Here is a 25665-nt window from a genome sequence, read left to right as displayed (position 1 = left end):
CACGGATACGAGCGGCTGCAGTTGCGCCAGTGGTCGGCTCACAACAGGAGGAATCCATCATGGCCGAGCATAACGGCGGCAACCGCGGAAACGACCGCGGCGCCTTCAGGGGAAACAACAACTCCGGCGGCGATCCGCGCGGGTTCCGATCCCGCGGTAACCGCGACAGCAATGACCGGGGCGCGGCCGGCGGCGGAGAGCGGAAGCCTTTCGGAGAGCGGAAGCCTTTCGGGGAGCGGAAGCCCTTTGGCGATCGTGACCGGAAGCCCTTTGGCGATCGTGACCGGAAGCCTTTCGGTGACCGTCCGCGCCGTGAGGGCGATGACCGCCGCGGGTTCGGCGGGGGAGAGCGGAAGCCGTATGGGGACCGGGAGAACCGGCCTTATGGTGACCGTCCGCGCCGTGAGGGCGATGACCGCCGCGGGTTCGGGGGCGGGAGCGGAAGCCGTATGGGGACCGGGAGAACCGGCCTTATGGTGACCGTCCGCGCCGTGAGGGCGATGACCGCCGCGGATTTGGCGGCGGAGAGCGGAAGCCTTTTGGCGACCGTGACCGCAAGCCCTTCGGCGACCGGAAGCCTTTTGGCGACCGTGACCGGAAGCCCTTCGGTGACCGTCCGCGCCGCGACGACGGCGACCGCCGCGGGTTCGGCGGGGGAGAGCGCAAGCCCTACGGGGACCGGGAGAACCGGCCCTACGGTGACCGCCCGCGCCGTGACGACGCTGAGCCCCGCAGCTTCGGGGGCGGCGACAACCGCAGGCCTTTCGGCGACCGGCAGGAGCGGCAGGACCGCGACTCCCGCAGCTTCGACCGTGGTGACTCACCCCGCGGTGGTGCACCCCGCAGCGACTCCGGCCCCCGCGGATTTGGCCGCGACCGCCAGGAAGACCGTCCGGCACGCGTTCCCAACGCCAGGGACATCCGCAGCGCCAACCGCCCCGACCGCGAACGCTCTCCGGAAATCGATGAGGACGTTACGGGTAAAGAGCTGGACCGCGCCACCCAGCACCAGATCAAGACCCTCGAATCGCGAAGCGCGGAGTGGGTTGCCCGCCACCTGGTCATGGCTGGGCGCCTGATTGATGACGAGCCGGAACTCGCGTTCCAGCACGCTTTGGCGGCAAGCCGCCGCGGCGGCAGGCTTGCTGCGGTGCGTGAAGCCGTGGGCCTCACTGCCTACGCTGCCGGCCACTACGGCGAGGCCCTCCGGGAATTCCGCACCTACCGGCGCATCAGCGGCTCCAATGTCCACCTGCCGGTCATGGCCGACTGCGAACGTGGCCTGGGCCGGCCTGACCGGGCACTTGATGTAGCCCGCTCCGAGGAAGCCCAGGACCTGGACGCCCCCGGCAAGGTGGAACTGGCAATCGTGGCTGCAGGTGCCCGCAGGGACCTCGGCCAGCTGGACGCCGCCGTCGCCGAACTTGAAATCCCGCAGCTCGACATGAACCGGGCCTTCTCCTACAGCCCCCGGCTGTTCCGTGCCTACGCTGACGCCCTCACCGCCGTCGGCCGCGAAGCCGAGGCGGACAAATGGCAGAAGCAGGCCGTTGTGGCCGAGAATGCGCTGGGCCAGGGAGTCGACGAGGAGCCTGACATCATCGACCTCGGCTGGGACGAGGAAGAAGAAGCCCGCGAGGAAGCCGAGCGGCGCCGCAACCTGGAGCGCGCCTCCGTAGCCAGCCAGGCAGCCGCCGCCGGCCCCGAAGCAACGGCCGGCGCCGGCAGCGCGGCAGGAACCGATGAGGTCCAGGCAGCCGACGTCGACGACGCTGCCATCGATGACCAGGAAGCGGACTACTTCATGTCCGATGACGCCGAGTCCGACGAAGACTCCGTGGAGCACGACGAACTGGGCGATGCCTCAAACAACAGCGGTGCCTCGGACCACAGCGATGCCTCGGACTCCAGCGGCAGCCAGGACACCGAAGACAACCAGGACAGCCGGGAAGACTGACGCGAATGACAGACGTTCCCCTGATCTCCCTGTTCGATGCGCTCCTGGCCGACCTGGACGGAGTGGTCTACGCGGGTCCCCACGCCATCCCCGGCGCGGTGGAGTCGCTGCAGCGGTTGTCCGCCCACGGGGTGGGGCTGGGCTACGTGACCAACAACGCGTCCCGGTCACCGGCCCAGGTTGCGGCACACCTGCGTGAACTGGGTGCTCCCGCCGAGGACAACCAGGTGGTCAGCTCGTCGCAGGCCGCGGCCGAGCTCCTGGCGTCCAGGCTGGCACCGGGGTCCCGGATCCTGATCACCGGAAGCCCGGCGCTGGCCCGCGAGATCGAACTGGTGGGCCTGGTCCCGGTTTACAGCCAGGACGAAAATCCGGTGGCAGTGGTCCAGGGCTTCAACCCGGACATCGGTTGGAAGGACCTGGCGGAAGCCACGTACGTGGTCAACGCCGGCGCGCTCTGGGTGGCCACCAACACGGACATGTCCATACCCCAGGCACGGGGAATCGCCCCCGGCAACGGAACGCTGGTGGCTGCGGTGGCCGCGGCAACCAAACAGCAGCCGCTGGTCGCCGGAAAGCCGGAGGCGCCGCTTTTCCACTCGGCCGCCAAGAGGCTGGGCGCCGAGCGTCCGCTGGTGGTGGGCGACCGGCTGGACACCGACATCCTGGGCGGCAACAACGCCGGCTTCGCCACCGTGGCGGTGCTGACCGGCGTCGACACCCGGCAGACCATCCTGGCGGCCCGCGCCGCCGAGCGTCCGGACTACATCATCGGGACGCTGCCGGACCTGTACCGGCCCTACCCGGAGGTAACGCACGACGACGGCACCTACACGTGCGGGCAGGCCTCCGCGCGCGTGGCCAACGGCGCGGTGGGCATCATCGGCCGCCAGGACAGCCTCGATGCCTGGCGGGCGGCCTGCGCTGCATGGTGGGCCGCGACCCCGGATGCCGTGGCCCCCAAGGCGCCAAAACTTGCCTGGCTGGATCATTAGGCTGGTTGCATGACTGAGCTGACCGGACCCGACGCAGCAACAGCCGAGCCGTCCCCGGACTGGCCGGAGGCACCCGGCGCCGGCATCACGGATCCTGCTGTGGCGCGGGCCCTCGCCCGGCTGGCGGACCTGCCCCAAGCGCCCGTCGCAGAGCACGAAGCAGCCTACACCGCCCTGCATGACGAGCTCCTCGAAGCACTGAACGATGAGCACCCGGACGCAGATGCGGACGCCGGCGCTCCGGGCGGCGGAGCCTGATGCCCGTCCGACTCGACCAGGCCCTGGTGGCCCGCGGCCTGGCCCGGTCGCGCACGCACGCCGCCGCCCTGATCGCCGAAGGCAAAGTCACGTCCGCCGGCAAGGTCCTGGCAAAGGCCTCCCTGCAGGTGGACGACGACAGGGACCTCGCCGTCGAACACGACGAACAGGACACCTACGCCAGCCGCGCCGGGCACAAGCTCGCCGGGGCCCTGAACGCCTTCCCTGAAGTAACCGTGGAAGGCAAACGCTGCCTGGACGCCGGCGCCTCCACGGGTGGCTTCACTGACGTCCTGCTGCGGCGGGGCGCCGCTTCCGTGGTGGCTGTCGACGTCGGCCACGGCCAGCTGGTGCCGCACCTTCGCGACGATCCGCGCGTCACAGTCCACGAGGGCATGAACGTCCGGTACATGGAACCGGCGGACATCGGCGGACCCGCTGCCTTGACCGTCGCGGACCTGTCCTTCATCTCGCTCACCCTGGTGGTCCAGCCGCTGGCGCAGTGCACGGAGCCCGGCGGCGACCTGGTGCTGATGGTCAAGCCGCAGTTCGAGATCGGCAAGGACCGGCTGGGCCGCACAGGCGTGGTCACCTCAGGACGCGAACGCCGGCTGGCGGTGGAGAAAGTGGCGCTGGCAGCATTCGATGCCGGCCTGGACCTGTGCGGCCTGGCGGCCAGTCCACTGCCCGGCCAGGACGGAAACGTCGAGTACTTCCTGTGGATAAGACGCAGGATCGGCACAGACTTGCCTAAGATCGAAGAGCGCGGGGCAGCAGTTGCTGCCTTGCTCGGACGTATCTGGCCGAACCACTAGAGAGCGGAACCTGATGAGCAGGCGTGTACTGGTCCTTGCCCACACCGGCCGCGAGGAATCCTTGAAGGCCGCCTGGGAGGCCTGCGCCCTGCTGCACGCCTCCGGCATAGTGCCGGTGATGCAGGAGTCCGAGCTGGGGGACATGGAACGGTTCTTCGGGCACCTCGCCCAGCCCGTGGAGGTCCTCCACGACCACGTCCAGCTGCCGGACGTCGAGCTGGTGATGGTCCTGGGCGGCGACGGCACCATCCTGCGCGCCGCGGAACTGGTCCGCGAGGTGGACGTGCCGCTGCTGGGCGTCAACCTGGGCCATGTGGGCTTCCTGGCCGAAAGCGAACGGGCGGACCTCGCCCAGACCGTCGAATGGATCGCCAGCCGCGAGTACACGGTGGAAGAACGGATGACCATCGACGTGCAGGTGTGGGTCCGCGGCCAAAAGATCTGGCACACCTGGGCGCTGAACGAGGCCGCGATCGAAAAAGCCAACCGGGAACGCATGCTGGAGGTGGTCACCGAAGTGGACGAGCGTCCGCTGACCTCCTTCGGCTCCGACGGCATCGTGCTCGCCACCCCCACCGGCTCCACCGCCTACGCCTTTTCGGCCGGCGGCCCCGTGGTCTGGCCCGAGGTGGAGGCCCTGGTGATCGTCCCCATCAGCGCCCATGCCCTCTTCGCCAAGCCCCTCGTGGTCTCTCCCCGCTCGAAGCTGGCGGTGGAGGTCCTAAGCCGCACTGACGCACTCGGGGTCCTCTGGTGCGACGGCCGGCGCTCGGTGGACCTCCCGCCCGGCTCACGCGTGGAAGTCACCAAGTCGGCCACCCCCGTCCGGCTGGCACGGACCCACCAGACACCGTTCTCCGCCCGGCTGGTCCGGAAGTTCGAGCTGCCCATCCACGGCTGGCGCGGCCCGGTCCCCAAGGCCGAGGCCATCCACACCGGGCCCATCCCGATCGTCCGGACGCCGCGGCCCATGCCGCCGCTCCAGGTGCCGGAGCACGGCCGGCCCGATGCTGACCCCGATCCGTCGACCGCAAAGTGAAGCGATGCTTGAAGAACTGAGAATCCGCGATCTCGGCGTCATCACCGACGCAACCCTTCCGCTCGGCCCGGGCCTGAGCGTGGTGACCGGTGAAACCGGTGCCGGCAAGACCATGGTGGTGACCGCCGTCGGCCTGCTGCTCGGCGCACGTTCCGACGCCGGCGCCGTCCGGAGCGGGGCGAAGAGCGCCACGGCGGAAGCGGTGCTGAAACTCGACGCCGGCCACCCGGCTGTGGCCCGGGCCCTCGACGCGGGTGCGGACGCGGAAGAGTTCGACGGCGGCGCCGAGCTGATCCTGGCCCGGCGCCTGGGTGCGGACGGCCGCAGCCGCGCCTTCCTGGGCGGCCGCGCCGCCCCCGTGGGGGTCCTGGCCGAGATCGGCGAAACCCTTGTGGTGGTGCATGGCCAGTCGGACCAGATCCGGCTCAAAGGGGCAGCCGCGCAGCGCGGCGCCCTGGACAAGTTCGCCGGGGAAGCCCTGGCCGGTCCGCTGGCCGCCTACCAGGACCTCTACAACCACTGGAAAGCCAGCCAGTCCGAGCTGGACACGCTGCGCAGCGCCGCACGCGACCGGCTGCGCGAGGCCGAATCGCTGCAGACTGCCCTGGCCGAAATCGACGAGGTGGATCCGCAGCCGGGCGAGGACGAGCTGCTGAAGGCCGAGGCGGTCAAGCTCGCCAACGTGGAAGAGCTGCGCATCGCCGCCAGCACGGCCCATCAGGCACTGATCGCCGAGGACTTCGGTGAGGAAGGCGACGCCACCACCCTGGTGGACACGGCCAAGCGGACCCTGGAACACGTGGCCGAACACGACGCCGAACTGGGATCGGCCGCCGCCCGCCTGGCCGAGGTGGGCTTCCTGCTCAACGACATCGCCACTGAACTGGCCAGCTACCAGGCCGGGCTTGATTCCGAGGGCCCGGAACGGCTGGCGGAAATCGAGGACCGGCGGGCCTCGCTGGCCAAACTCGTCCGGAAATACGCGCCCACCATCGACGAGGTGCTGGAGTGGGCCGAAAAAGCCCGGGTCCGGTTCGACGAACTGCAGGACGATTCCTCAAGGATCGAGGCCCTGGACGCGGAGGTGGTACGGGCAGAGGCCGAGCTGAAGAAGCAGGCCGCCGCCATCAGCAAGATCAGGGCCAAGGCGGCCAAGGACCTTTCGGCCCGCGTCAGCGCCGAGCTGAAGGCGCTGGCCATGGCTGATGCAACCCTGGTGATCACCCTGGAGCCGGCCGCCCAGCTCGGCCCGCACGGGGCGGACGAGATCGGTTTCCTGCTGCAGCCGCATTCCGGTGCGCCGGCCCGCCCGCTCGGCAAGGGCGCGTCCGGCGGTGAACTTTCCCGCGTCATGCTCGCCATCGAGGTGGTGCTCGCCGCTGTCGACCCGTGCCGACCTTTGTCTTCGACGAGGTGGACGCCGGCGTGGGCGGGCGCGCCGCCGTCGAGATCGGCCGCCGGCTGGCCATGCTGGCCCGGCACGTGCAGGTCCTGGTGGTGACCCACCTGCCCCAGGTCGCCGCCTTCGCGGACCAGCACATCACCGTCACCAAAACCTCGGTCCGGGGCGCCGACGGCGGCACGGCCACCGGGTTCACGTCCAGTGATGTGCGCCTCCTTGACGGCCCCGAACGGGTCCGCGAACTGGCCCGGATGCTGGCCGGGCAGGAGGACTCGGAATCCGCCCAGGCCCACGCGCAGGAACTGCTGGATGACGCCAAACTCCTGCCACAGCGGGCCTGACGGCGCCGGGGCGCCGGAACCCGGCCACCAGCTGCCGGTCCGAAACCCTTGATCCGCGGGCGGCCGGACCTGCAGACTTGGAGGTTTGGGGGACAGTTCCACCCGACCCGTGGAAGGCTCAATTGATGATAGGCTCGAATTCCGTGGTGCAGCGATCAAATTCCCGTGTAAATTCCCGGTTCCCGGGCTCGTCCAAGACGACCAAACACATCTTCGTCACCGGTGGTGTGGCGTCCTCGCTCGGTAAGGGACTGACGGCTTCGAGCCTCGGCCACCTGCTGCGGGCACGCGGCCTGTCTGTAACTATGCAGAAGCTCGATCCCTACCTGAATGTGGATCCGGGCACGATGAACCCCTTCCAGCACGGTGAAGTCTTCGTCACGGACGACGGCGCCGAGACCGACCTGGATATCGGGCACTACGAGCGCTTCCTCGACGAAAACCTTGAAGGTTCGGCGAACGTGACCACCGGCCAGGTCTATTCCACGGTTATTGCCAAGGAACGCCGCGGCGAATACCTCGGCGACACCGTCCAGGTCATCCCGCACATCACGGACGAGATCAAGCGCCGCATGCGCCTGCCGGCCGAGGGTACAGACGCCCCGGACGTCATCATCACCGAAATCGGCGGCACCGTTGGTGACATCGAATCCCAGCCCTTCCTCGAATCCGCCCGCCAGGTGCGCCAGGACATCGGCCGCACCAACGTCTTCTTCCTCCACGTCTCGCTGGTGCCCTACATCGGGCCCTCGCAGGAGCTGAAGACGAAGCCCACCCAGCACTCCGTCGCCGCCCTGCGCTCCATCGGCATCCAGCCCGAGGCCATTGTGATCCGCTCGGACCGCGAAGTGCCCGAGGCGATGCGCGAGAAGATCGGCCGCATGTGCGACGTCGACATCGACGCCGTGGTCAACGCCGCCGATGCCCCCAGCATCTACGACATCCCCAAGACCCTGCACACCCAGGGCCTGGACTCCTACATCGTGCGTGCCCTGGACCTGCCGTTCAAGGACGTGGACTGGACCAGCTGGGACAAGCTGCTCGAGGCCGTGCACAACCCCAAGCACCACGTCGAGATCGCCCTCGTGGGCAAGTACATCGACCTGCCGGACGCCTACCTGTCCGTGACGGAGGCACTGCGTGCCGGCGGCTTCGCCAACGACACCAAGGTGAAGATCCGCTGGGTTCCGTCCGACGAATGCGAAACGCGCGAGGGTGCCATCAAGGCGCTCGACGGCGTCAACGCCATCTGCGTTCCCGGCGGCTTCGGCATCCGCGGGCTGGAAGGCAAGCTCGGGGCGCTGAAGTTCGCCCGCGAAACCAAGCTGCCCGTCCTTGGCCTCTGCCTCGGCCTGCAGTGCATGGTCATCGAATACGCCCGCAACGTGGTGGGGCTGGAAGGCGCGTCCTCCAGCGAATTCGAACCGGACTCCAAGTACCCGGTGATCGCCACCATGGAGGAGCAGCTCGAGTTCGTCGAGGGCCGCGGCGACCTGGGCGGCACCATGCGCCTGGGCCTCTACGAAGCGAAGCTTGACGAAGGCTCGGTCATCGCCGGAACATACGGCAAGACCACCGTCAGCGAGCGGCACCGCCACCGCTACGAGGTCAACAACAAGTACCGCGACCAGATCGCCGCCCAAGGCCTCGTCTTCTCCGGCACGTCGCCGGACGGGAAGCTCGTGGAGTTCGTGGAGCTGCCCGCCGACGTCCACCCGTACTACGTGGCCACGCAGGCGCACCCGGAGCTGAGCTCGCGCCCCACCCGTCCGCATCCGCTGTTCGCCGGACTGGTCAAGGCTGCCCTGGACCACCAGCGCGGCGGCACCGCGGCGGAGCCTGCCGACACGGCCGCCGCCGGGGCTGCCGAGGCCCAGCCGTCCGGTACGGTAGCCGCTAAGTAGTTCATACAACAGAAAAAGGACGGCGCGATGCCCGGTACACACGAAGCCACCCACGTAGTCCAGGTTTCGGATGCACCGAGCCCGCGCCGTCTTTTTGTCCACCGAGAAGGTCTATGAAGGCCGGATCTGGGACGTGGTCAGCGACACCTTCCAGCTGCAGGAGTCCGGCGACGCCCTGACCCGCGACTACATCGACCATCCCGGCGCCGTGGCTGTCCTGCCCATGAACGACGACGGCGAAATCCTGCTGCTCAAGCAGTACCGGCACCCCGTGGGGATGGACCTCTGGGAGATCCCGGCCGGCCTGCTGGACGTCGAGGGTGAGGACTTCCTGGCGGGCGCCGCCCGCGAGTTGGCTGAGGAGGCCGACCTCGCTGCAAGCACCTGGAACGTCCTGGCGGATGTCTTCAATTCCCCTGGATCGTCCAGCGAGGCCATCCGCATCTACCTGGCCCGCGGGCTGACGTTCGTTCCCCATCACGAGCGCCACGAGCGGACGGATGAGGAAGCCGAAATCGAATTCCACTGGATCAAACTGGACGATGCCGTGGCGTCCGTCCTGGCCGGCCGGCTCCACAACCCGTCCGCCGTCGTCGGGATCCTGGCGGCCGCGGCCGCCCGCGCCGACGGCTACGCGGGCCTGCGTCCCGCCGACGCCCCGTGGCCGGAACACCCCAGCCAGCGGTAATGGCTCCCAACCCCTCCGTCGACGCTGCCCCGCCGTCCGGTTCCGCCCCGGCGCAGGAGGTACCCCAGGCTCCGGCGCCCGCCGTACCCACGGCGATCAGCCGCGCCATCACCGACTACCTCCAGCACATGGGCGTGGAGCGCGGACTGGCAGCCAATACCCTGGCCGCCTACCGGCGCGACCTCGCCCGTTACGCCCGTTTCCTGGAAGCCGCCGGCTGCCGGGCCCCGGCGGACATCACCCGCCAGCACGTCACCGGCTACGTCCGTGCGCTCTCGGACGGCTCTGACGGCGGTTCGGCACTGGGGGTCAGGTCAGCGGCGCGGACCGTGGTGGCGGTCCGGGGGCTGCACAAGTTCTGGGCGCTGGAAGGCTACACACCGGCCGACCCCGCCAGCGACGTCCATCCGCCCATGGCAGGCAAGCGGCTGCCCAAGGCCATCAGCGTCGATGAGGTCACCCGGATCCTCGAATCGGCCGGGACAGACACGGCCACAGGACTGCGGGACCGCGCCCTGCTGGAGTTCCTGTATTCCACCGGCGCCCGGATCAGCGAGGCGGTGGGCCTGGACGTCGACGATATCTCCCTCGCCGGGGTCGAAGCAGGCCCGGCCGTCGTGCGGCTTTTCGGCAAGGGGTCCAAGGAACGGCTTGTGCCCTTGGGCTCGTATGGAGCCAGGGCGCTGGACGCCTACCTGGTGCGCGGCCGCCCGCTGCTCGCCGCGAAGGGGAAGGGCACGCCCGCACTGTTCCTGAACGCCCGCGGCGGCAGGATCAGCCGCCAGAGTGCCTGGACCATCCTGAAGGCCGCCGCCGACAAAGCCAACATCACCAAGGACGTGTCGCCCCACACCCTGCGGCACTCGTTCGCCACCCACCTGCTCGAGGGCGGGGCGGACGTGCGCGTGGTGCAGGAACTCCTGGGCCACGCCTCGGTGACCACCACCCAGGTCTACACGCTCGTCACCGCGGACACGCTGCGGGAAATCTACGCCGCCGCGCACCCCCGGGCACTCGGATGAGCCGGCGCGGTGCAGCCGTGACCCTGTGCTTCCTCCTCCGGGACACGCCCGCGGGCACGGAGGTGCTGCTCGGAATGAAGCGGACCGGATTCGGCAAGGGAAAAATCGTTGGGATCGGCGGGCACGTGGAGCCGGGGGAGACTGACCAGGAAGCGGTCATCCGGGAGGTGTTCGAGGAAACCGGTGTTTCGGTGCTGCCGGAGGATCTGGTTGATGCCGGGGCAGTCCGCTTCGTGTTCCCGGCGCGTCCGGAGTGGAACATGGAAACCAGCCTCTTCACCGCCTGGACCTGGCAGGGCGAACCTGCTGAAAGCGACGAGATTGTCCCCAGTGGTTCCCCGCGCGCAGGCTCCCGACGGACCGGATGTGGCAGGACGCCGACCATTGGCTCCCGGTGGTGCTGGAAGGCGGCCAAGTGAATGTCGTGGTCACCATGCATACAGACAATGAGTCGGTCGCCTCGTCGGAGAGCCTGCTTCCCTAGCTTTCCAGCCAACGGGTTTCCAGCCGACGACGGCGGCGCGGCAGGGACGTGCCGGACCGCCGTCGTCGGCCTCGCGGCGGTGCCGTTACGCCAGGTGCCGCTCCTCAGGACCGACGTATTCGCTGAGCGGCCGGATCAGTGAATTGGATGCTGCCTGTTCCATGATGTGGGCGGTCCAGCCGGTGATGCGGCTGGCGACGAACAGGGGCGTGAAGGCTGCCGTGTCGAAGCCCATCAGGTGGTAGGTGGGGCCCGCGGGATAGTCGAGGTTGGGCTTGATGCCTTTGGCCTCGTCCATGGCGTGTTCCAGGCCCTGGTACAGGCCCAGGATCTCGGGCCGGCCGTAGTGGGCAATCATCTTGTCCAGGGCCGCCTTCATGGTGGGAACGCGGGAATCGCCGTGTTTGTAGACCCGGTGCCCGAAGCCCATGACTTTCTTCTTCTGGGCCAGCGCATCCTCCATCCATGCCTTGGCCCGGGCAGCAGCCTCTTCAAGGGACTCCTGCGGGCGGATGCCGATCTCGTCGAAGGTGTGCATGACGGCCTCGTTGGCGCCGCCGTGCAACGGACCCTTGAGTGCGCCGATGGCCCCCGTGACGGCGGAGTGCAGGTCCGAGAGCGTGGACGTGATGACGCGCGCGGTGAAGGTGGAGGCGTTGAAGGAGTGCTCGGCGTAGAGGATCATCGAGACGTTGAAGGCCTCCACCACCTCGGGGACCTGTTCCTCGCCGAACGTCATCCAGAGGAAGTTGGCGGAGTACCCGAGGTCGTCGCGGGGCTCCACGGGATCCTGTCCACGCCGGCGGCGCTGGTCGTACGCCACCACGGCGGGCATCGCGGCCCACAGGTCGATCGCCTTCTTCATGTTCGCCTCGGGCGAGGAGTCCTCCGCGAGCGGATGCCGGCCGCCCATGACGGAGGCCGCGGTCCTGCAAACGTCCATGGGATGGGCGGTGTCCGGGAGCACGTCGACCACCTGTTTCACCACCGGGTCCAGGGCGCGTCCCGCGCGTTCCCTGGCAGTGAACTCCGCCAGTTGGTCCTGCGTGGGCAGTTCCCCGTTCCACAGCAGGTACGCCACTTCCTCAAAGCTGCAGCGCGCCGCGAGTTCCTGGACCGGGTAGCCCCGATAGAGCAGCGAGTTCGTGTCCGGGTTGACCTTGGAGACGGAGGTGTAGTCCACCACGACGCCGGCGAGACCTTTTTTGATGTCCTGTTCAGCCATGCTGAAAACTCCTTTGTTCCTGTCGCCTGTAGGATGCCGGCCGGAGCCGGCGGGTGGCCGGGTCAGTGTTCCCCGGGAATATGGAAGTTGAAGACCCCCGTGTCGAATTGGTTGTACCCCTCGTAGTCAACCAGTTCGTAGAGCCGGGCACGGGTCAACATGCTGCTGACCTGTGCTTCCTGCGTTCCGTCTGCCTTGATCGAGTCCAGCGTACGCTCAGCGGCGCCCATGGCACTACGGAGGAGGGTGACGGGGTAGATGACCATGTTGACGCCGACTGCCTGGAGCTCCCTTGTCGAGAAGAGGTCGCTTTTGCCGAATTCGGTCATGTTGGCCAGGATCGGCACGTCGACGGCGTCGCGGATGGCCTGGAATTCGGCGAGGTCGCGCATGGCTTCGGGGAAGATGGCGTCCGCGCCGGCGTCCACCAATGCCTTGGCCCGGTCTTTGGCGGCCTGGAGACCGTCCACGGCGCGGATGTCGGTGCGGGCCATGATGAGGAAGTTCGGGTCGCGGCGGGCGTCGGCGGCGGCACGGATACGTTTGGTGGCGGTATCCAGGTCCACGACGTTCTTGCCGTCCAGGTGGCCGCAGCGCTTGGGGTTGAACTGGTCCTCGATGTGCAGCCCGGCCAGGCCCGCGTTCTCGATCTCCTGCACGGTGCGGGCCACGTTCATGGGTTCACCGAAGCCGGTGTCCGCGTCCACGATGGCGGGCAGGTCCGTCATCCTCGCGATCTGCCCCGCCCGGGTCGCTACCTCCGTCAGCGTGGTCAGGCCGATGTCGGGCAGGCCGAGGTCGTTGGCCAGCACGGCGCCGGAGATGTAGACCCCTTCGAAGCCCTTCTCCTCGATCAGCCGGGCCGAGAGGGGATTGAACGCGCCGGGGAACTGCGCGATGGTCCCGGAGTTGAGGAGTTCGCGGAACCGGATGCGCTTCTGTTCCGGGGTGGTGGTGGAGTACAGCATCAGAACAGTCCCTTCGGCGCTGCACCGAGGTCGATGACACCGGGGGCGGCGGTGATGTTCAGCTGGTCCAGTTCCCCGGGACCCAGTTCGGGGAGGCGTTCGACGGCGGCGAGGAACCGTTCGATTTCGGTGTCCTCGACGAGGCCGGCGGCCAGGGTGCGGAACTTGGTGATGTACTGCTCCCGTGCGAACGGCCGGGCGCCGAGCGGGTGGGCGTCGGCGACGGCGATCTCATCGGTGATAATGGTGCCGTCGGTGAGGGTGATTTCCACGGAGCCGCCGAAGGCTTTTTCGTTGATGTCCAGGGAGTGGTAGCGCCGGGTCCATTCCGGGTCTTCCTCCGTGGTGACCTTTTGCCAGAGATCCACGGTGTCCGGCCGGGCCGCGCGGTCGGGGCGTAGGAGTCCACGTGGTGCCAGGCCCCGTCCTGCAACGCGACGGTGAAGATGTAGGGGATGGAGTGGTCCAGGGTTTCCCGGGACGCGGTGGGGAGTATTTCTGGGGGTCGTTGGCGCCGGAGCCGATGACGTAGTGGGTGTGGTGGCTGGTTTTGATCAGCACGGATTTCACGTTGGCCGGGTCGGTGGCTTCGGGGTGCTCTTTGTGGAGTTTCCGGGCGAGGTCGATCCAGGCCTGGCCTGGTATTCGGCGGAGTGTTCCTTGGTGTAGGTGTCCAGGATGGCCCGCTTGGCTTCACCCGGGGTGGGGAGGGGGACCATGTAGGAGGCGTCGGGTCCGTCGAGGAGCCAGGCGATGACGCCGTCCTCGCCTTCATAGATCGGTACGGGGGAGGTCTGCCCGCGCATGGCGCGGTCGGCGGCCTCGACCGCCATTTTCCCGGCGAAGGCGGGGGCGTGGGCCTTCCAGGTGGAGATTTCGCCCTTGCGGGACTGGCGGGTGGCGGTGGTGGTGTGCAGTGCCTGGCCGACAGACTGGAAGATGGTCTCGACGTCGAGGCCCAGGAGGGTGCCGATCCCGGCGGCGGCGGACGGGCCGAGGTGGGCGACGTGGTCGATCTTGTGCTTGTGCAGGCAGATCGCCTTCACCAGGTTCACCTGGATCTCGTACCCGGTGGTGATGCCACGGATGAGGTCCTTGCCGCTGGCGCCGGTGTGCTGGGCGACGGCCAGGATCGGGGGGATGTTGTCGCCGGGGTGGGAGTAGTCCGCGGCGAGGAAGGTGTCGTGGTAGTCCAGTTCACGGACGGCCACGCCATTGGCCCAGGCCGCCCACTCGGGGGAGACCCGTTCGCCGATGCCGAAGACCTTCCCGCCCTTGCCGCCGGTGCTCGGGGCGTGGGCCAGGGCCTGGGCACGGGCGGCGACGATCGGGGCCCGGTTCAGCGAGGCGATCGCCACCGAGGCGTTGTCGATGATCCGGTTGATGACCATCTCCGTCACCTCAGGCGTCACCTCGACGGGGTCGGCGGCGACCACGGCGATCTTGTGCGCCAGCTGCTCCTCGCGGGGCAGGTTCTCTTCACTCTTGTACACGCGGACGTGGTGTTCCTGGACCATGGGGCTCCTTTTACAGGGATGGGGAGGCGGTTTTGATGTGGGCAAGGCTTCGGTGCAGGTGCATGATGGTGGCGGCTTCGGCAAGCCGTGGGTTCCGGTCCGCGATGGCCCCGGCGATCGCAGCGTGCTCGGCGGCTGCAGCGGACAGGCGGTCGGCATTGTCGGCTGCCATCCTCCGGATACGCACCAGGTGTACACGCAGGCTCCGCATGGCCTGCACCAGGTAGGAATTGGCAATGGCCGCATCGATGGCTTCATCCAGCCTGCCCGCCAGCCCGTAGTAGTCATGGATGCCGGATGCGGAGCCGGTGAGGAGTGCCGGGGCTTCCAGCAGTTCATCCTGGAGCAGGCGGAAGGTGGCGGGATCGCCGCGCTCGGCGGCAAGTGCGGCGGCGCGGCTTTCAAGGGTTCCGCGGAGCTCGAAGAGTTCGTCGATATCGGCAAGCGAAATCCCGGTGACTACCACGCCCCGGCCGCCCGGTGCCGTCAGGCCTTCCGCCGTAAGGCGGCCCAGCGCTTCCCGAAGCGGAGTGCGGGAGACACCCAGGCGTTCAGCCTGCTCCACTTCGGCCAGCAGCGTACCGGGGGGCAGCCGCCACTCCACGATGTCCTCACGCAGGGCGGCATACGCACGTTCGCTGGCCCGCATCGCTGCTCCTTTCGCTGTTCCGATTCCCCAGTGTATACAGACGGAAGGGAATAGGAACTAATAATCTCGAAGTGAGCCAATAAAGGAAGTTTTTGTATACAGCCGTGCGGCGCTACCTGCCGCTCCAGCGGTACTCATTCTCGGGCCTCCCGGGCGTGCCGTACCGCGCAGTGCGGGAGACGGTGCCTGCATCGGCGAGGTACTCCAGGTAGCGGCGGGCAGTCACGCGGGACATCCCGAGCGCGTCCATCACCTCGGTGGCGGAGACCGCATCCTGGTGCTGCTTCAGGTACTCCTGGACGGACTCCAGCGTGGACACGGACAGGCCCTTCGGCAGCGGCAGTTCCGACGGCGCCCGCAGGCTGGCGAAGGCCTGGTCCACTTCGCTTTGGGATGCCGCGGATTTACCGGCCCCCGGGCCGGGGCCTGCCAACTGCTGCCGGAACTGCCGGTAGCTCTCCAGCTTGTCAGCGAAGGTGGCGAACGTGAACGGCTTGATCAGGTACTGCACCACGCCGATGGCCACCGCACTGCGGACGATGGCCAGTTCCCTGACGGCCGTGATCGCGATGATGTCGGCAAGAATGCCGGCAGCGCGCATCCTGCGGGCAATGTCCAGGCCGTGGAGGTCCGGCAGGTTCATGTCGAGCAGGACCAGTTCCACGGGCTTGCCAGCGGCCGAGAATTCGTTCAGCAGCCGGAGCGCGGACTGCCCGTCCGGAGCGGTTCCGGCGAGCTCGAATCCAGGCAGCCTCCCCACATACGCCGCATGGGCGGCGGAGGCAATGGCCTCGTCCTCGACCACAAGGACCCGGATGTCGCTCACGCGTCGCGCTCCTTCCCCGGGGATACTGCCGCGGGCAGGAACACTTCGAATTTGGCACCGCGCCGTCCGTTGATGGCCAGCGTACCTCCCAGCCGCTGCACAGCCTGGCGGACGAGGGCGAGGCCGATGCCCCGGCCGCCGGGGCCCGCCGGCTTGGTGCTGTAACCGTGCCGGAAGATGTTCCCTGCTGCGGCGGCCTCAAGGGGTGCTCCTGTGTCATGCACGGCGATGTCCAGTCCTTCCTCATCGGACTCCACCGTAAGTTCCACCCGTCGGGGCAGCGCCCCCTCTGCGGCAGCATCGATGGCATTGTCCAAAAGGTTTCCCAGAATGGTCACCAGGTCCTGCACGGCTATGCCTGCTGCTGTTCCGGACCCAAGCGTGGCCACATCCAACTGGACGCCCCGCTCATGGGCTTCGGCCACCTTGCCCATGACCAGGGCGCTGAGGACCGGCTCGCCCACGGAGCCCACCATCTCGTCCGTCAATTGCTGGCTGAGTTCCAGGTCCTTCGTGGCGAAGTCCAGGGCCTCCCGGGTGCGGCCCAGCTCCAGGAGCGAGACCATCGTGTGCAGCCGGTTCGCATGCTCGTGCGTCTGCGCCCGCAGCGCGTCCGACAGAGTCCGCATGGTTTCCAGTTCGTTGCCCAGTGACTCGATTTCCGTCCTGTCGCGGAGCGTGGCCACAGTGCCGTACACAGGGTTCCTTCCGTGCCGGTCAGGTGTCTCCGGGCCTATGGCCGGACCCTGGTTGACGACCAGCACGCGCGAGCCCGTGAGGACGATCTCGTCCTTGGTGGTGCGGCCCGATTCGAACAGGTCCCGAAGGCCCTCGTCGAGGGGAAGGTCGGCCATTGCCGGCGGGCGGGTAGGGTCCTTGCTGCCGGCCTCGTCCAGGCCCAGGAGCTCGGCGGCCTGGTCGTTGTACATCACCACCCTGCCCTTGGTGTCGATCAGGACGAGTCCTTCGCGGACCGAGTGAAGCACGGACTCGTAGTAGGCGAACAGCTGCGCCAGCTGTTCCGGCCCCCAGCCGCGGGTGACCCGGCGGAGGTACCGGCCAAGCAGCCAGGACGCCCAGGACCCGCCCAGCAGCAGTGCCAGCCCTATGGCCAGAAGGGCAGGCAGGCGGGCTGCGAAGGCCACATCCACAGTGCCCACCGTGACGCCGGCCGCAACCAGGGCCCTGACCTTGCCCGCATCATCCTTCACCGGGACGATCGTCCGCACCGACGGCCCCAGGGTTCCGGCCGTGACCTCGGTGAGTTCCCCGCCCTGCAATGCAGCATCGATGGAACCGATGTACGGCCGCCCCAGTTCCTCCGGCCGCGGGTGGGTCCACCGGGTGCGGTCGGTCGCCATGATGGTGATGAAGTCGACGTCGGCCGCCGCCATGACGTCCATGGCGTACGGCTGCAGCAGGGCTGAGGGATCCGGTGAGGCGGCGGCCTCGAGCACCAGCGGGCTTGCGGCTATTGAATTGGCAATGCCCGCCATCCGCAAGCCGGCCTCGTCATACGTCCGGTCGCGGGCGTCGACGTAGGCGGCGGTCCCCACGATGGCGATGAACACCACCACGATGAGGAGGTTCGCCACGAAAAGCCGCCGGGCGATGCTCCAGCGCTGGATCATGTCTACCTCCGGCCAAGTCGGTGTGCCGCGACCAATATGAACGCAACGGTGAGCTGGGTCACGGCGTGGCCAATGATGGATGTCACACCGCAAGGACGTGTAGAGCCCAGAGACTGTGCCGCAGCGTCTATCAGATTATCCATAAGGAGACACATCATGGCTTCTCAACGAGGAGAGTCGCTCGACACCGTGAAATCGCGGCGCAAGGGCATCGACAAATCGCACTACCTCTACATTGCCGTCATCGCCGCCGTGATCCTCGGCGCCGTCGTCGGCCTGATGTTCCCCGAGGTGGGCAAGTCGCTCAAGCCCCTGGGTGACGGTTTCATCAAGCTCATCAAGATGATGATCGCTCCGGTGATCTTCTGCACCATCGTCCTGGGCATCGGCTCCATCGCCAAGGCGGCCACGGTGGGTAAGGTGGGCGGCCTGGCGCTCGGCTACTTCGTCGCAATGTCGACGTTCGCGCTCGCCATCGGCCTCGTAGTGGGCAACCTGATCCACCCGGGCGAGGGTTTGAAGCTTGCCCCCTACGACCCCAACAAGAAGGCTGAAGTCGACAGCACCGTAGCCTTCCTGCTCAACATCATCCCGGGTGACATCCCGGTTCTGCCCACCCTCTTCGCTGCCATCCTCGTGGGCTTCGCGCTGCAGAAGATGGGCCCGCAGGGCGCCCCGATCCTCAAGGCCATCGGCCACGGCCAGGTCCTGGTGTTCCGCATCCTGATCATGATCATGTGGCTCGCCCCCGTCGGTGCCTTCGGTGCCATCGCCGCCGTTGTGGGAGCCACCGGCTTCCAGGCCATTGTCAGCATGTTCACGCTGATGGCCGCCTTCTACATCACCTGCGCACTGTTCATCGTCATCATCCTCGGCGGCCTGCTGAAGGTAGTTACCGGCGTCAACATTTTCAAGCTCATGAAGTACCTGGGCCGCGAATACCTCCTGATCTTTTCCACCTCGTCCTCCGAAGCCGCACTGCCCCGCCTCATCGCCAAGATGGAACACCTCGGTGTCTCCAAGCCGGTCGTCGGCGTGACCGTTCCCACCGGCTACTCCTTCAACCTGGACGGCACGGCCATCTACCTGACCATGGCATCGCTCTTCGTCGCCAACGCCATGGGAACGCCGCTGGACCTCGGCGCACAGATCTCCCTGCTGGTCTTCATGATCATCGCCTCCAAGGGCGCCGCCGGCGTCACCGGCGCGGGCCTGGCAACGCTTGCGGCCGGCCTGCAGGCCCACAAGCCCGAACTGCTCGGCGGCGTGGGGATGATCGTGGGCATCGACCGCTTCATGTCCGAAGCCCGGGCCCTGACCAACTTCACCGGCAACGCCGTGGCCACCATCCTGATCGGCACGTGGGTCAAGGAGATCGACGGCGTACAGGTCAACAGCGTCCTCTCCGGCGAGGAGCCTTTCGACGAAGCAACGATGCTGGCCCATCACCACGGTGATCCGGCCCCGGCGCAGACCGAAGCCCGGCCGGTTCCGGCCAACGCCTGACCTCCCGGCCCGCCACCCGGAAACCGCCCCCGCAGCAAATGCTGCGGGGGCGGTTTTCTTTACCCGGACGTTCAACCTTCGACCTCTACTAGAGGGTCAGGCTCACCATTCGCGAAAAGTCAAGTTCCGTCGAATACCATGTCGGCCCCTGTAGCCTTGGGGAGAAGAAGGAACGGCGCTGGCCATCCAGCGGCAGGACAACCCCGTCATCGAAAGTGTGGACAGATACGTGAGCAGCGAACAGGGTTCAGCAACTCTGGAAGGCACCGCATTCGACCTGGACAACGCGGTGATGGGCCCCACGGGGCGCCCATACCGCGAGTTCCCGGAACCCGCGCCGCTTTCCTCCCACGGTCCCGCCCGCGTCATCGCCATGGTGAACCAAAAGGGCGGCGTCGGAAAGACCACCTCGACCATCAACCTGGCCGCGGCCCTGGCCGATACGGCCGCCGCGTCCTCCTGGTCGACTTCGACCCCCAGGGCGCGCTGTCAGCCGGCCTCGGCGTCAATCCGCACGAGCTTGACCTCACTGTCTACAACGTCCTCATGGACCGCAAGGTGGACATCCGCCAGGCAATCCACCAGACGGCCGTGGACAACGTGGACCTGCTGCCTGCCAACATCGACCTCTCCGCAGCGGAAGTCCAGCTGGTCAACGAGGTTGCCCGCGAGCAGGTCCTGGACCGGGCGCTGAAGAAGGTCGAAGACGACTACGACGTCGTCCTCATCGACTGCCAGCCGTCCCTTGGGCTCCTGACCGTCAACGCCCTTACCGCGGCCCACGGGGTCATCATTCCGCTGATCTGCGAGTTCTTCGCCCTGCGCGCCGTGGCCCTGCTGGTGGAAACCATCGATAAAGTCCAGGACCGGCTCGACCCCCGCCTGCAGGTGGACGGGGTCCTCGCCACCATGTACGACGCCCGCACCCTGCACAGCCGTGAAGTCATCACCCGGCTGGTGGAGGCCTTCGGGGACAAGGTCTTTGAGACCGTGATCAAGCGGTCCATCAAGTTCGCCGACGCCACCGTTGCCGCGGAACCCATCACCAGCTACGCCGCCACCCACGTGGGCGCGGACGCGTACCGCCGGCTCGCCAAGGAACTGATCTCGCGCGGCGGAGCGCCGTAGCCATAACCGTGGCCGACTCCAAGCCCGGCTTCGAGGTGCGGCTCGCCAACTTCACGGGTCCTTTCGACCTCCTGCTGGGCCTCATCGCCAAGCATCAGCTGGACATCACCGAGGTGGCGCTCGCCACGGTGACCGACGAATTCATCAAGTACATCCGCAAACTGCAGGAACTCGGCGAGGAATGGGCCCTTGACGAGGCCAGCGAATTCCTCGTGATCGCGGCAACGCTGCTGGACCTCAAGGCCGCCCGGCTGCTGCCCGCCGGTGAGGTGGAGGATGACGAGGACATTGCCCTGCTCGAAGCCCGCGACCTGCTTTTCGCCAGGCTCCTGCAGTACAAGGCTTTCAAGCATGTGGCAGGCCTGCTGGGCGAGACCCTCCACCGGGAAGGGCAGCGCTTCCCCCGGCAGGTTGCCCTGGAAGAACACTTCGCGCGGATGCTGCCCGAACTGGTGTGGAAACACACCCCGGAACAGTTCGCCGCCCTGGCTGCGGCGGCCCTCCGGCCCAAAGCCCCCCAACCCACCGAGGTGGGGACCGCCCACCTCCACGGCAGCCAGGTCAGCGTGAAGGAGCAGGCGGAAATCCTGGGACTGCGGCTGCAGCAGGATTCGCCGCAGACTTTCCGGGCACTGATTTCCGACGCCGACTCCACCCTGGTGGTGGTGGCCCGCTTCCTGGCGCTCCTGGAGCTCTACCGGGACAAGGCCGTAGCCTTCGACCAGCTTTCGCCCCTGGCAGACCTGGCTGTCCACTGGACCGCCGGGCTGGGGGATTGGTCAGCAGAAAACCTGAGCGAGGAATACGAGGTGCAAGCGTGAACGAGCAGCTGCCGGACGGCTCCCTGCCCGGACAAACGGTCCATGACCTTCCCGGCGGGGCCAAGGCCGCCCTGGAGGCGGTACTCATGGTCCTCGACCAGCCGGCCACCGAGGAAGAACTCGCCGCCGGGCTCGACCTCACTGTCGACGACGTCAAAACCCTGCTGGCAGAACTCGCGGTCGACTATAACGGCTATACTGGTAAGGCCCCGGATACGGAAACGGCCAGCACGCCTGGTTTTGGTTCCAGCCCCCGGGGTTTTGAATTGCGGAACATCGCCGGTGGCTGGCGTATCTACTCGCGGGCGGAATTTGCTGACATCGTTGGCAAATACGTGCTCGAAGGGCAGACTGCCAGACTCACCCAGGCGGCATTGGAAACACTCGCGGTCATTGCCTACCGCCAGCCGGTTTCCCGGGCACGGGTGTCTGCGATTCGCGGCGTCAACGTTGACTCTGTTGTACGGACACTGGCCCAGCGCGGGCTGATTGAGGACGCGGGAACGGATCCCGAGTCCGGGGCAATCCTTTACCGGACCACCTCCTACTTCCTGGAGCGTCTGGGAATCAGCTCAGTGGCGGACCTGCCGCAGCTGTCCCCGCATCTGCCGGGGCTGGAAGGCATCGCGGAGTTCTACGACGCCGAAAGAATGTAGGCCGCGGCCTGCGCAGTAATTTTTTATCAGGGCAGAGCAAATCTGCAGGGCTGGCTAGGGTTGTTGTTGGACACCTTTGACAGCCAGGAACATTGAAGGACGGGTCATGACACAGGCGGGACGCCAGGGTTCACCACGCAGCGGTTCGGGACGCAACCTCCCACAACGCAACACCTCGGGAGGCAACGCCGGGGGCGGCTCCCGGGGAGGAGCGGCAAAGCGCTCCACAGGTTTCGGCGGCGATCGCCCGCACCGGGCACCCAAGCCGCGCGAGGAACGCTTCGTCGATCCCGACGAAGCCGGCGCCCGGCAGGGGCGCGGCGCCACTGACAAGCCCGCCGAGCCGTCGTCGCGGAAGCCCTCAGCGCGCAAGCCCGGCGCGAAGAAGGCGCCCGGAACCCCGGGTGCGCCCAAGGCCAAGCCCCGTACTGCCGTTCCAGGTGCAGCAGCTTCGCGCGCTTTCGGCAGCGAACGCTTTGGCCAGAACCTCGGCCCGCTCCGCAAGCCCTCGCGCAGGAAGGGTCCCGGCCGCGACGTGCCGCAGTCAAAACTCCACGACGCCGACGGCATCCGCCTGCAAAAGGTCATGGCGTCCGCCGGCGTGGCCTCGCGCCGCGTCTGCGAGGAAATGATCGCCGAAGGGCGCGTGGAGGTGGACGGCCAGGTGGTCACCGAACTCGGTGTCCGTGTGGATCCCAAGACCGCCGTCATCCACGTGGACGGCCTGCGGATCCAGCTGGACGAAAACCTGGTCTACATGGTGTTCAACAAGCCCAAGGGCGTTGTCTCCACCATGGAGGATCCCGAGGGCCGTCCGTGCATCAGCGATTTCCTCAAGAACACCAAGAACAAGGGCGAGCGGCTCTTCCACGTGGGCCGCCTGGACGTTGCCACCGAGGGTCTGCTGCTGCTGACCAACGACGGCGAACTTGCCAACCGGCTGACCCACCCCTCCTACGAAGTCCCCAAGACCTACCTGGTCCAGGTGCGCGGGCCCTTCCCGCACGGCATCGGCGCGCAGCTGAAGGCCGGTGTTGAACTGGAGGACGGCCTCGCCTCGGTGGACTCCTTCCGCCTGGTCGACTCCACGCCGGGCCACGTCCTGATCGAGGTTGTGCTGCACTCGGGCAAGAACCGCATTGTCCGCCGCATGTTCGACGCCGTCGGCTTCCCGGTCCAGCGGCTGGTCCGGGTCAAGGTCGGCCCCATCGGACTGGGCGACCAGCGCCAGGGCAGCATCCGGAACCTCGGCAAGCAGGAGATCGGCCACCTGCTGGCATCCGTAGGGCTCTGAGCCGTGTCCGCTTTCAAGAGCCAGGGCCGCGGGCACCTGGACGGTCCGGTTGTGGTGCTCGGCACCGGCCTGCTCGGAGCGAGCATCGGCCTGGGGCTGCGGGGCCGCGGAGTGCCGGTCTTCCTGTCCGACCCCTCGCCAACCAACCAGGCCGTGGCAGTGGATATCGGGGCCGGCCGTCCGCTGTCCGAACTGGGCAGCAGCCGGCCCCAGCTGGTGGTGGTTGCCGCGCCGCCTGACGTCACGGCGGACGTGGTGCGGCAGGCCCTCGCGGACTACCCGGATTCCGTGGTGGTGGACATCGCCAGCGTGAAGGCGGACATCCTCGCCCGGCTGCGGAGCAGTGGCGTGGACCTTTCCCGCTACGTGGGAACCCACCCCATGGCAGGACGGGAAAAGTCAGGGCCGGTTGCCGCGCGCGGCGAGCTGTTCACCTCCATGCCCTGGGTGGTGTGCCCTTCCGGGGAAACCTCCGGAGCCGCCCTGCAGACTGCCCGGTCACTCGCCACCGACCTTGGCGCGGTTGTTTCGCAGTTCACGGCCGACGAACACGACGAGGCCGTGGCACTGGTGTCCCACCTGCCGCAGGTCATGTCCTCACTGCTGGCCAGCAGGCTGCAGGGAACCCCGCTGCACGCCCTGTCCCTGGCCGGCAACGGCCTGCGGGACGTCACCCGGATCGCTGCCAGCGATCCCACGCTGTGGGTCCAGATCCTGGGCGGCAATGCGGCGAAGGTGGTGGAGATCCTGTACGGCGTGAGGGAGGACCTGAACCGCCTGATCAACACGCTGGAACAGCCCACGGCTCCTGGTGCGCGGCTGGACCTCGCGCAGCTGATGAGCGAAGGCAACGCAGGCCAGGCACGGATTCCCGGCAAGCACGGCGGGCCGCCGCAGGCCTATTCCTGGCTGACAGTCCTGGTGGACGACAAGCCCGGCCAGATCGCCCGGCTGCTGACCGAGATCGGTGAAATCGGCGTTAACGTTGAAGACCTGCGGCTGGACCATTCATCCGGACAGAACGTGGGCATGGTGGAATTGTCAGTGTTGCCGAACAAGCACGACCACCTGATCGAAGCATTAAACGACCGCGGATGGCGGGTACTTCAGTCATGACACAGGAACTTCTCGACACCATGCCCGCGCTGCGCATCGGCAGGCCGCTGGTCGTTGCCATCGATGGCCCCTCAGGGTCCGGCAAGTCCAGCGTCAGCAAGGAAGTGGCCCGCAGGCTCCGTCTTGCCTACCTCGATACCGGGGCAATGTACCGGGCGCTGACCTGGTACTGCGTCACCAACGGCATCGACCTGGACGATGCCGCCTCCGTGGAGCAGGCTTCACGCGACCTCGTGCTGGAGCTGAGCACCAGCCCGCAGCAGGAATTCGTGCGGGTGGGCGGGGTCGACGTCACCGACGCGATCCGGGAACCGGCCATCTCCTCGGCCGTCAGCGCCGTCGCCACAACCCTGGGTGCCAGGACCGAACTCATCCGCCGGCAGCGGGAACTGATCGAAAAGCATCACCGCCGCATGGTGGTGGAAGGCAGGGACATCACCACCGTCGTCGCGCCCGGAGCCGAAGTCCGCATGCTGCTGACGGCCAGCGAGGAAGCCCGGCTGCGCCGCCGCGGCATCCAGCTGGGCGGAACGCAAAACGCGGAGCAGCTGGCCGCGCAGGTGACCCACCGGGACGCCAAGGACTCCACCGTCGTGAACTTTACGCAGGCAGCCGACGGAGTAGTCACGCTGGACTCCTCGGACCTTGACTTCGAGCAGACCGTTGACGCTGCCCTGGTCATAGTCACCAAGGTCCTCAACCGTGACTGATGCCAGGCCGGCGGTCCCGTCCGGGTGGACCATGTCCTGGAGCAGGCCGGTGGGCTGGGCCCTGGACCACCTCGTCTACCGGACCACCGTCACCGGCAAGGCAAACGTCCCCACCGGGGGGCCGGTGATTTTCGCCGGAAACCACATCAGCTTCCTGGATGGACCGGTGATGTTCGGTGCCTCGCCGCGGCCCATGCACATCCTGGTCAAGCAGGAGATGTTCAAAGGATTCCTGGGCCGGGTGCTGACCGCCTCCGGGCAGTTGCCCGTTGACCGGCGCGGCGACAGGGCGGCGCTGCAACGCAGCAGGGAACTGCTCGACGCCGGCCGCTGCGTGGGGATCCTCCCCGAAGGAACGCGGGGGAGCGGCAAAGCCGCCGGCATCAACGGCGGGGTTGCATGGCTGGCCCTGCACACCGGCGCCCCGGTGGTGCCTGTGGCCATCCTTGGCACCCGGACGGGGAACGAGCACCTGGACTTTGTGCCGCCGCCCGGCCGGCGGTTCCACGTCAGCTTCGGCACGGCCCTCACCCTCGGCCGCCGGGCCGGCGAAAGCGGCCGTGCTTCAATGGACAGGGCAGCGCAGGAGATCCGCGCGGCACTGGCAGGGCACGTCCGGGACGCCGTCCAACTCAGCGGCCAGCCCCTGCCATTCGCCGAAACCTCCAAAGACTTAACAGCAGTAGCCGGGACGCCGGCAGATGACCACTAAG

19 protein-coding genes and 5 pseudogenes are annotated in these 25665 nt (G+C 67.5%); 18 read left to right on the top strand and 6 right to left on the bottom strand.

Annotated elements, in window-relative coordinates; genetic code table 11:
• The first annotated feature begins 1063 nt into the window (after nucleotides 1–1063).
• The 10 genes and pseudogenes from ACPEE0_RS12235 to ACPEE0_RS12190 all read left to right on the top strand — a co-directional run bounded on the left by ACPEE0_RS12235 (nucleotide 1064) and on the right by ACPEE0_RS12190 (nucleotide 10905).
• Complete coding sequence (locus ACPEE0_RS12235; protein WP_424574566.1) at nucleotides 1064–1957, top strand: hypothetical protein; 894 nt, start codon at nucleotides 1064–1066, stop codon at nucleotides 1955–1957.
• A 5-nt stretch (nucleotides 1958–1962) separates the two neighbouring features.
• Entirely contained in the window at nucleotides 1963–2952 is a 990-nt protein-coding gene (locus ACPEE0_RS12230) for an HAD-IIA family hydrolase (protein ID WP_424574565.1), read from the top strand.
• A 9-nt stretch (nucleotides 2953–2961) separates the two neighbouring features.
• Nucleotides 2962–3210, top strand: coding sequence for a hypothetical protein (locus tag ACPEE0_RS12225; protein WP_424574564.1), 249 nt, complete (start codon nucleotides 2962–2964; stop codon nucleotides 3208–3210).
• Nucleotides 3210–4025, top strand: coding sequence for a TlyA family RNA methyltransferase (locus ACPEE0_RS12220; protein WP_424574563.1), 816 nt, complete (start codon nucleotides 3210–3212; stop codon nucleotides 4023–4025). The genes ACPEE0_RS12225 and ACPEE0_RS12220 overlap by 1 nt, the downstream gene beginning before the upstream one ends.
• Before the next feature lie 13 nt (nucleotides 4026–4038).
• A complete protein-coding gene (locus ACPEE0_RS12215) occupies nucleotides 4039–5064 on the top strand; it encodes an NAD kinase (protein WP_009358971.1) in 1026 nt (341 codons plus the stop codon).
• A gap of 4 nt (nucleotides 5065–5068) precedes the next feature.
• Nucleotides 5069–6807, top strand: a pseudogene (gene recN / locus ACPEE0_RS12210) (DNA repair protein RecN).
• Nucleotides 6808–6932: 125 nt separating this feature from the next.
• Nucleotides 6933–8711 carry a CTP synthase gene (locus tag ACPEE0_RS12205; protein ID WP_424574562.1) on the top strand — a complete coding sequence of 593 codons (1779 nt, stop codon included), beginning with the start codon at nucleotides 6933–6935 and terminating at the stop codon, nucleotides 8709–8711.
• Nucleotides 8712–8738: 27 nt separating this feature from the next.
• A pseudogene (locus ACPEE0_RS12200) lies at nucleotides 8739–9399 on the top strand (NUDIX domain-containing protein).
• Nucleotides 9399–10421 carry a site-specific tyrosine recombinase XerD gene (gene xerD / locus ACPEE0_RS12195; protein WP_424574561.1) on the top strand — a complete coding sequence of 341 codons (1023 nt, stop codon included), beginning with the start codon at nucleotides 9399–9401 and terminating at the stop codon, nucleotides 10419–10421. The pseudogene ACPEE0_RS12200 and the gene xerD overlap by 1 nt, the downstream one beginning before the upstream one ends.
• A pseudogene (locus ACPEE0_RS12190) lies at nucleotides 10418–10905 on the top strand (8-oxo-dGTP diphosphatase). Before xerD ends, ACPEE0_RS12190 begins: the two are co-directional and overlap by 4 nt.
• 85 nt (nucleotides 10906–10990) lie before the next feature.
• On the opposite strand, the gene ACPEE0_RS12185 reads toward ACPEE0_RS12190, so the two are convergent.
• The 6 genes and pseudogenes from ACPEE0_RS12185 to ACPEE0_RS12160 form a co-directional block, all read right to left on the bottom strand.
• Nucleotides 10991–12130: a bifunctional 2-methylcitrate synthase/citrate synthase gene (locus tag ACPEE0_RS12185; RefSeq protein WP_424574560.1), complete on the bottom strand. Its 1140-nt coding sequence runs from the start codon at nucleotides 12128–12130 to the stop codon at nucleotides 10991–10993.
• Between the two features lie 62 nt (nucleotides 12131–12192).
• On the bottom strand, nucleotides 12193–13098 hold the full coding sequence (gene prpB, locus ACPEE0_RS12180) for a methylisocitrate lyase (RefSeq protein ID WP_009358977.1): 906 nt from the start codon (nucleotides 13096–13098) through the stop codon (nucleotides 12193–12195).
• Nucleotides 13098–14615, bottom strand: a pseudogene (locus tag ACPEE0_RS12175) (MmgE/PrpD family protein). The gene prpB and the pseudogene ACPEE0_RS12175 overlap by 1 nt, the downstream one beginning before the upstream one ends.
• A 10-nt stretch (nucleotides 14616–14625) precedes the next feature.
• Complete coding sequence (locus tag ACPEE0_RS12170; protein WP_424574559.1) at nucleotides 14626–15264, bottom strand: GntR family transcriptional regulator; 639 nt, start codon at nucleotides 15262–15264, stop codon at nucleotides 14626–14628.
• 112 nt (nucleotides 15265–15376) lie between these two features.
• A complete protein-coding gene (locus ACPEE0_RS12165; protein ID WP_424574558.1) occupies nucleotides 15377–16090 on the bottom strand; it encodes a response regulator in 714 nt (237 codons plus the stop codon).
• Nucleotides 16087–17721, bottom strand: a complete 1635-nt coding sequence (locus tag ACPEE0_RS12160) for a sensor histidine kinase (RefSeq protein ID WP_424574557.1) — start codon at nucleotides 17719–17721, stop codon at nucleotides 16087–16089. Before ACPEE0_RS12160 ends, ACPEE0_RS12165 begins: the two co-directional genes overlap by 4 nt.
• 156 nt (nucleotides 17722–17877) lie before the next feature.
• Between ACPEE0_RS12160 and ACPEE0_RS12155 the strand changes: the two genes are divergently transcribed.
• From ACPEE0_RS12155 to ACPEE0_RS12120, 8 genes and pseudogenes are all read left to right on the top strand, one after another.
• A complete protein-coding gene (locus ACPEE0_RS12155; RefSeq protein ID WP_035753495.1) occupies nucleotides 17878–19227 on the top strand; it encodes a cation:dicarboxylate symporter family transporter in 1350 nt (449 codons plus the stop codon).
• A gap of 229 nt (nucleotides 19228–19456) precedes the next feature.
• Nucleotides 19457–20355 (top strand): annotated as a pseudogene (locus tag ACPEE0_RS12150) (ParA family protein).
• Between the two features lie 8 nt (nucleotides 20356–20363).
• The gene (locus tag ACPEE0_RS12145; protein WP_424574556.1) at nucleotides 20364–21176 is read left to right on the top strand and encodes a segregation and condensation protein A; all 813 of its coding nucleotides are present in this window, start codon (nucleotides 20364–20366) and stop codon (nucleotides 21174–21176) included.
• Nucleotides 21173–21832: an SMC-Scp complex subunit ScpB gene (gene scpB / locus ACPEE0_RS12140; protein ID WP_240685147.1), complete on the top strand. Its 660-nt coding sequence runs from the start codon at nucleotides 21173–21175 to the stop codon at nucleotides 21830–21832. The genes ACPEE0_RS12145 and scpB overlap by 4 nt, the downstream gene beginning before the upstream one ends.
• 106 nt (nucleotides 21833–21938) lie before the next feature.
• Nucleotides 21939–23126, top strand: a complete 1188-nt coding sequence (locus tag ACPEE0_RS12135; protein ID WP_424574555.1) for a pseudouridine synthase — start codon at nucleotides 21939–21941, stop codon at nucleotides 23124–23126.
• A gap of 3 nt (nucleotides 23127–23129) precedes the next feature.
• Nucleotides 23130–24242, top strand: a complete 1113-nt coding sequence (locus ACPEE0_RS12130; protein ID WP_009358986.1) for a prephenate dehydrogenase — start codon at nucleotides 23130–23132, stop codon at nucleotides 24240–24242.
• Complete coding sequence (cmk, locus tag ACPEE0_RS12125) at nucleotides 24239–24952, top strand: (d)CMP kinase (RefSeq protein WP_009358987.1); 714 nt, start codon at nucleotides 24239–24241, stop codon at nucleotides 24950–24952. Before ACPEE0_RS12130 ends, cmk begins: the two co-directional genes overlap by 4 nt.
• A 31-nt stretch (nucleotides 24953–24983) precedes the next feature.
• A complete protein-coding gene (locus ACPEE0_RS12120) occupies nucleotides 24984–25664 on the top strand; it encodes a lysophospholipid acyltransferase family protein (RefSeq protein ID WP_424575275.1) in 681 nt (226 codons plus the stop codon).
• Nucleotide 25665 lies beyond the last annotated feature (1 nt).

Source organism: Arthrobacter sp. SD76 (assembly GCF_049726125.1).
Lineage (GTDB): Bacteria > Actinomycetota > Actinomycetes > Actinomycetales > Micrococcaceae > Arthrobacter > Arthrobacter nitrophenolicus.
This window is presented reverse-complemented; position numbering and strand designations above follow the sequence as displayed.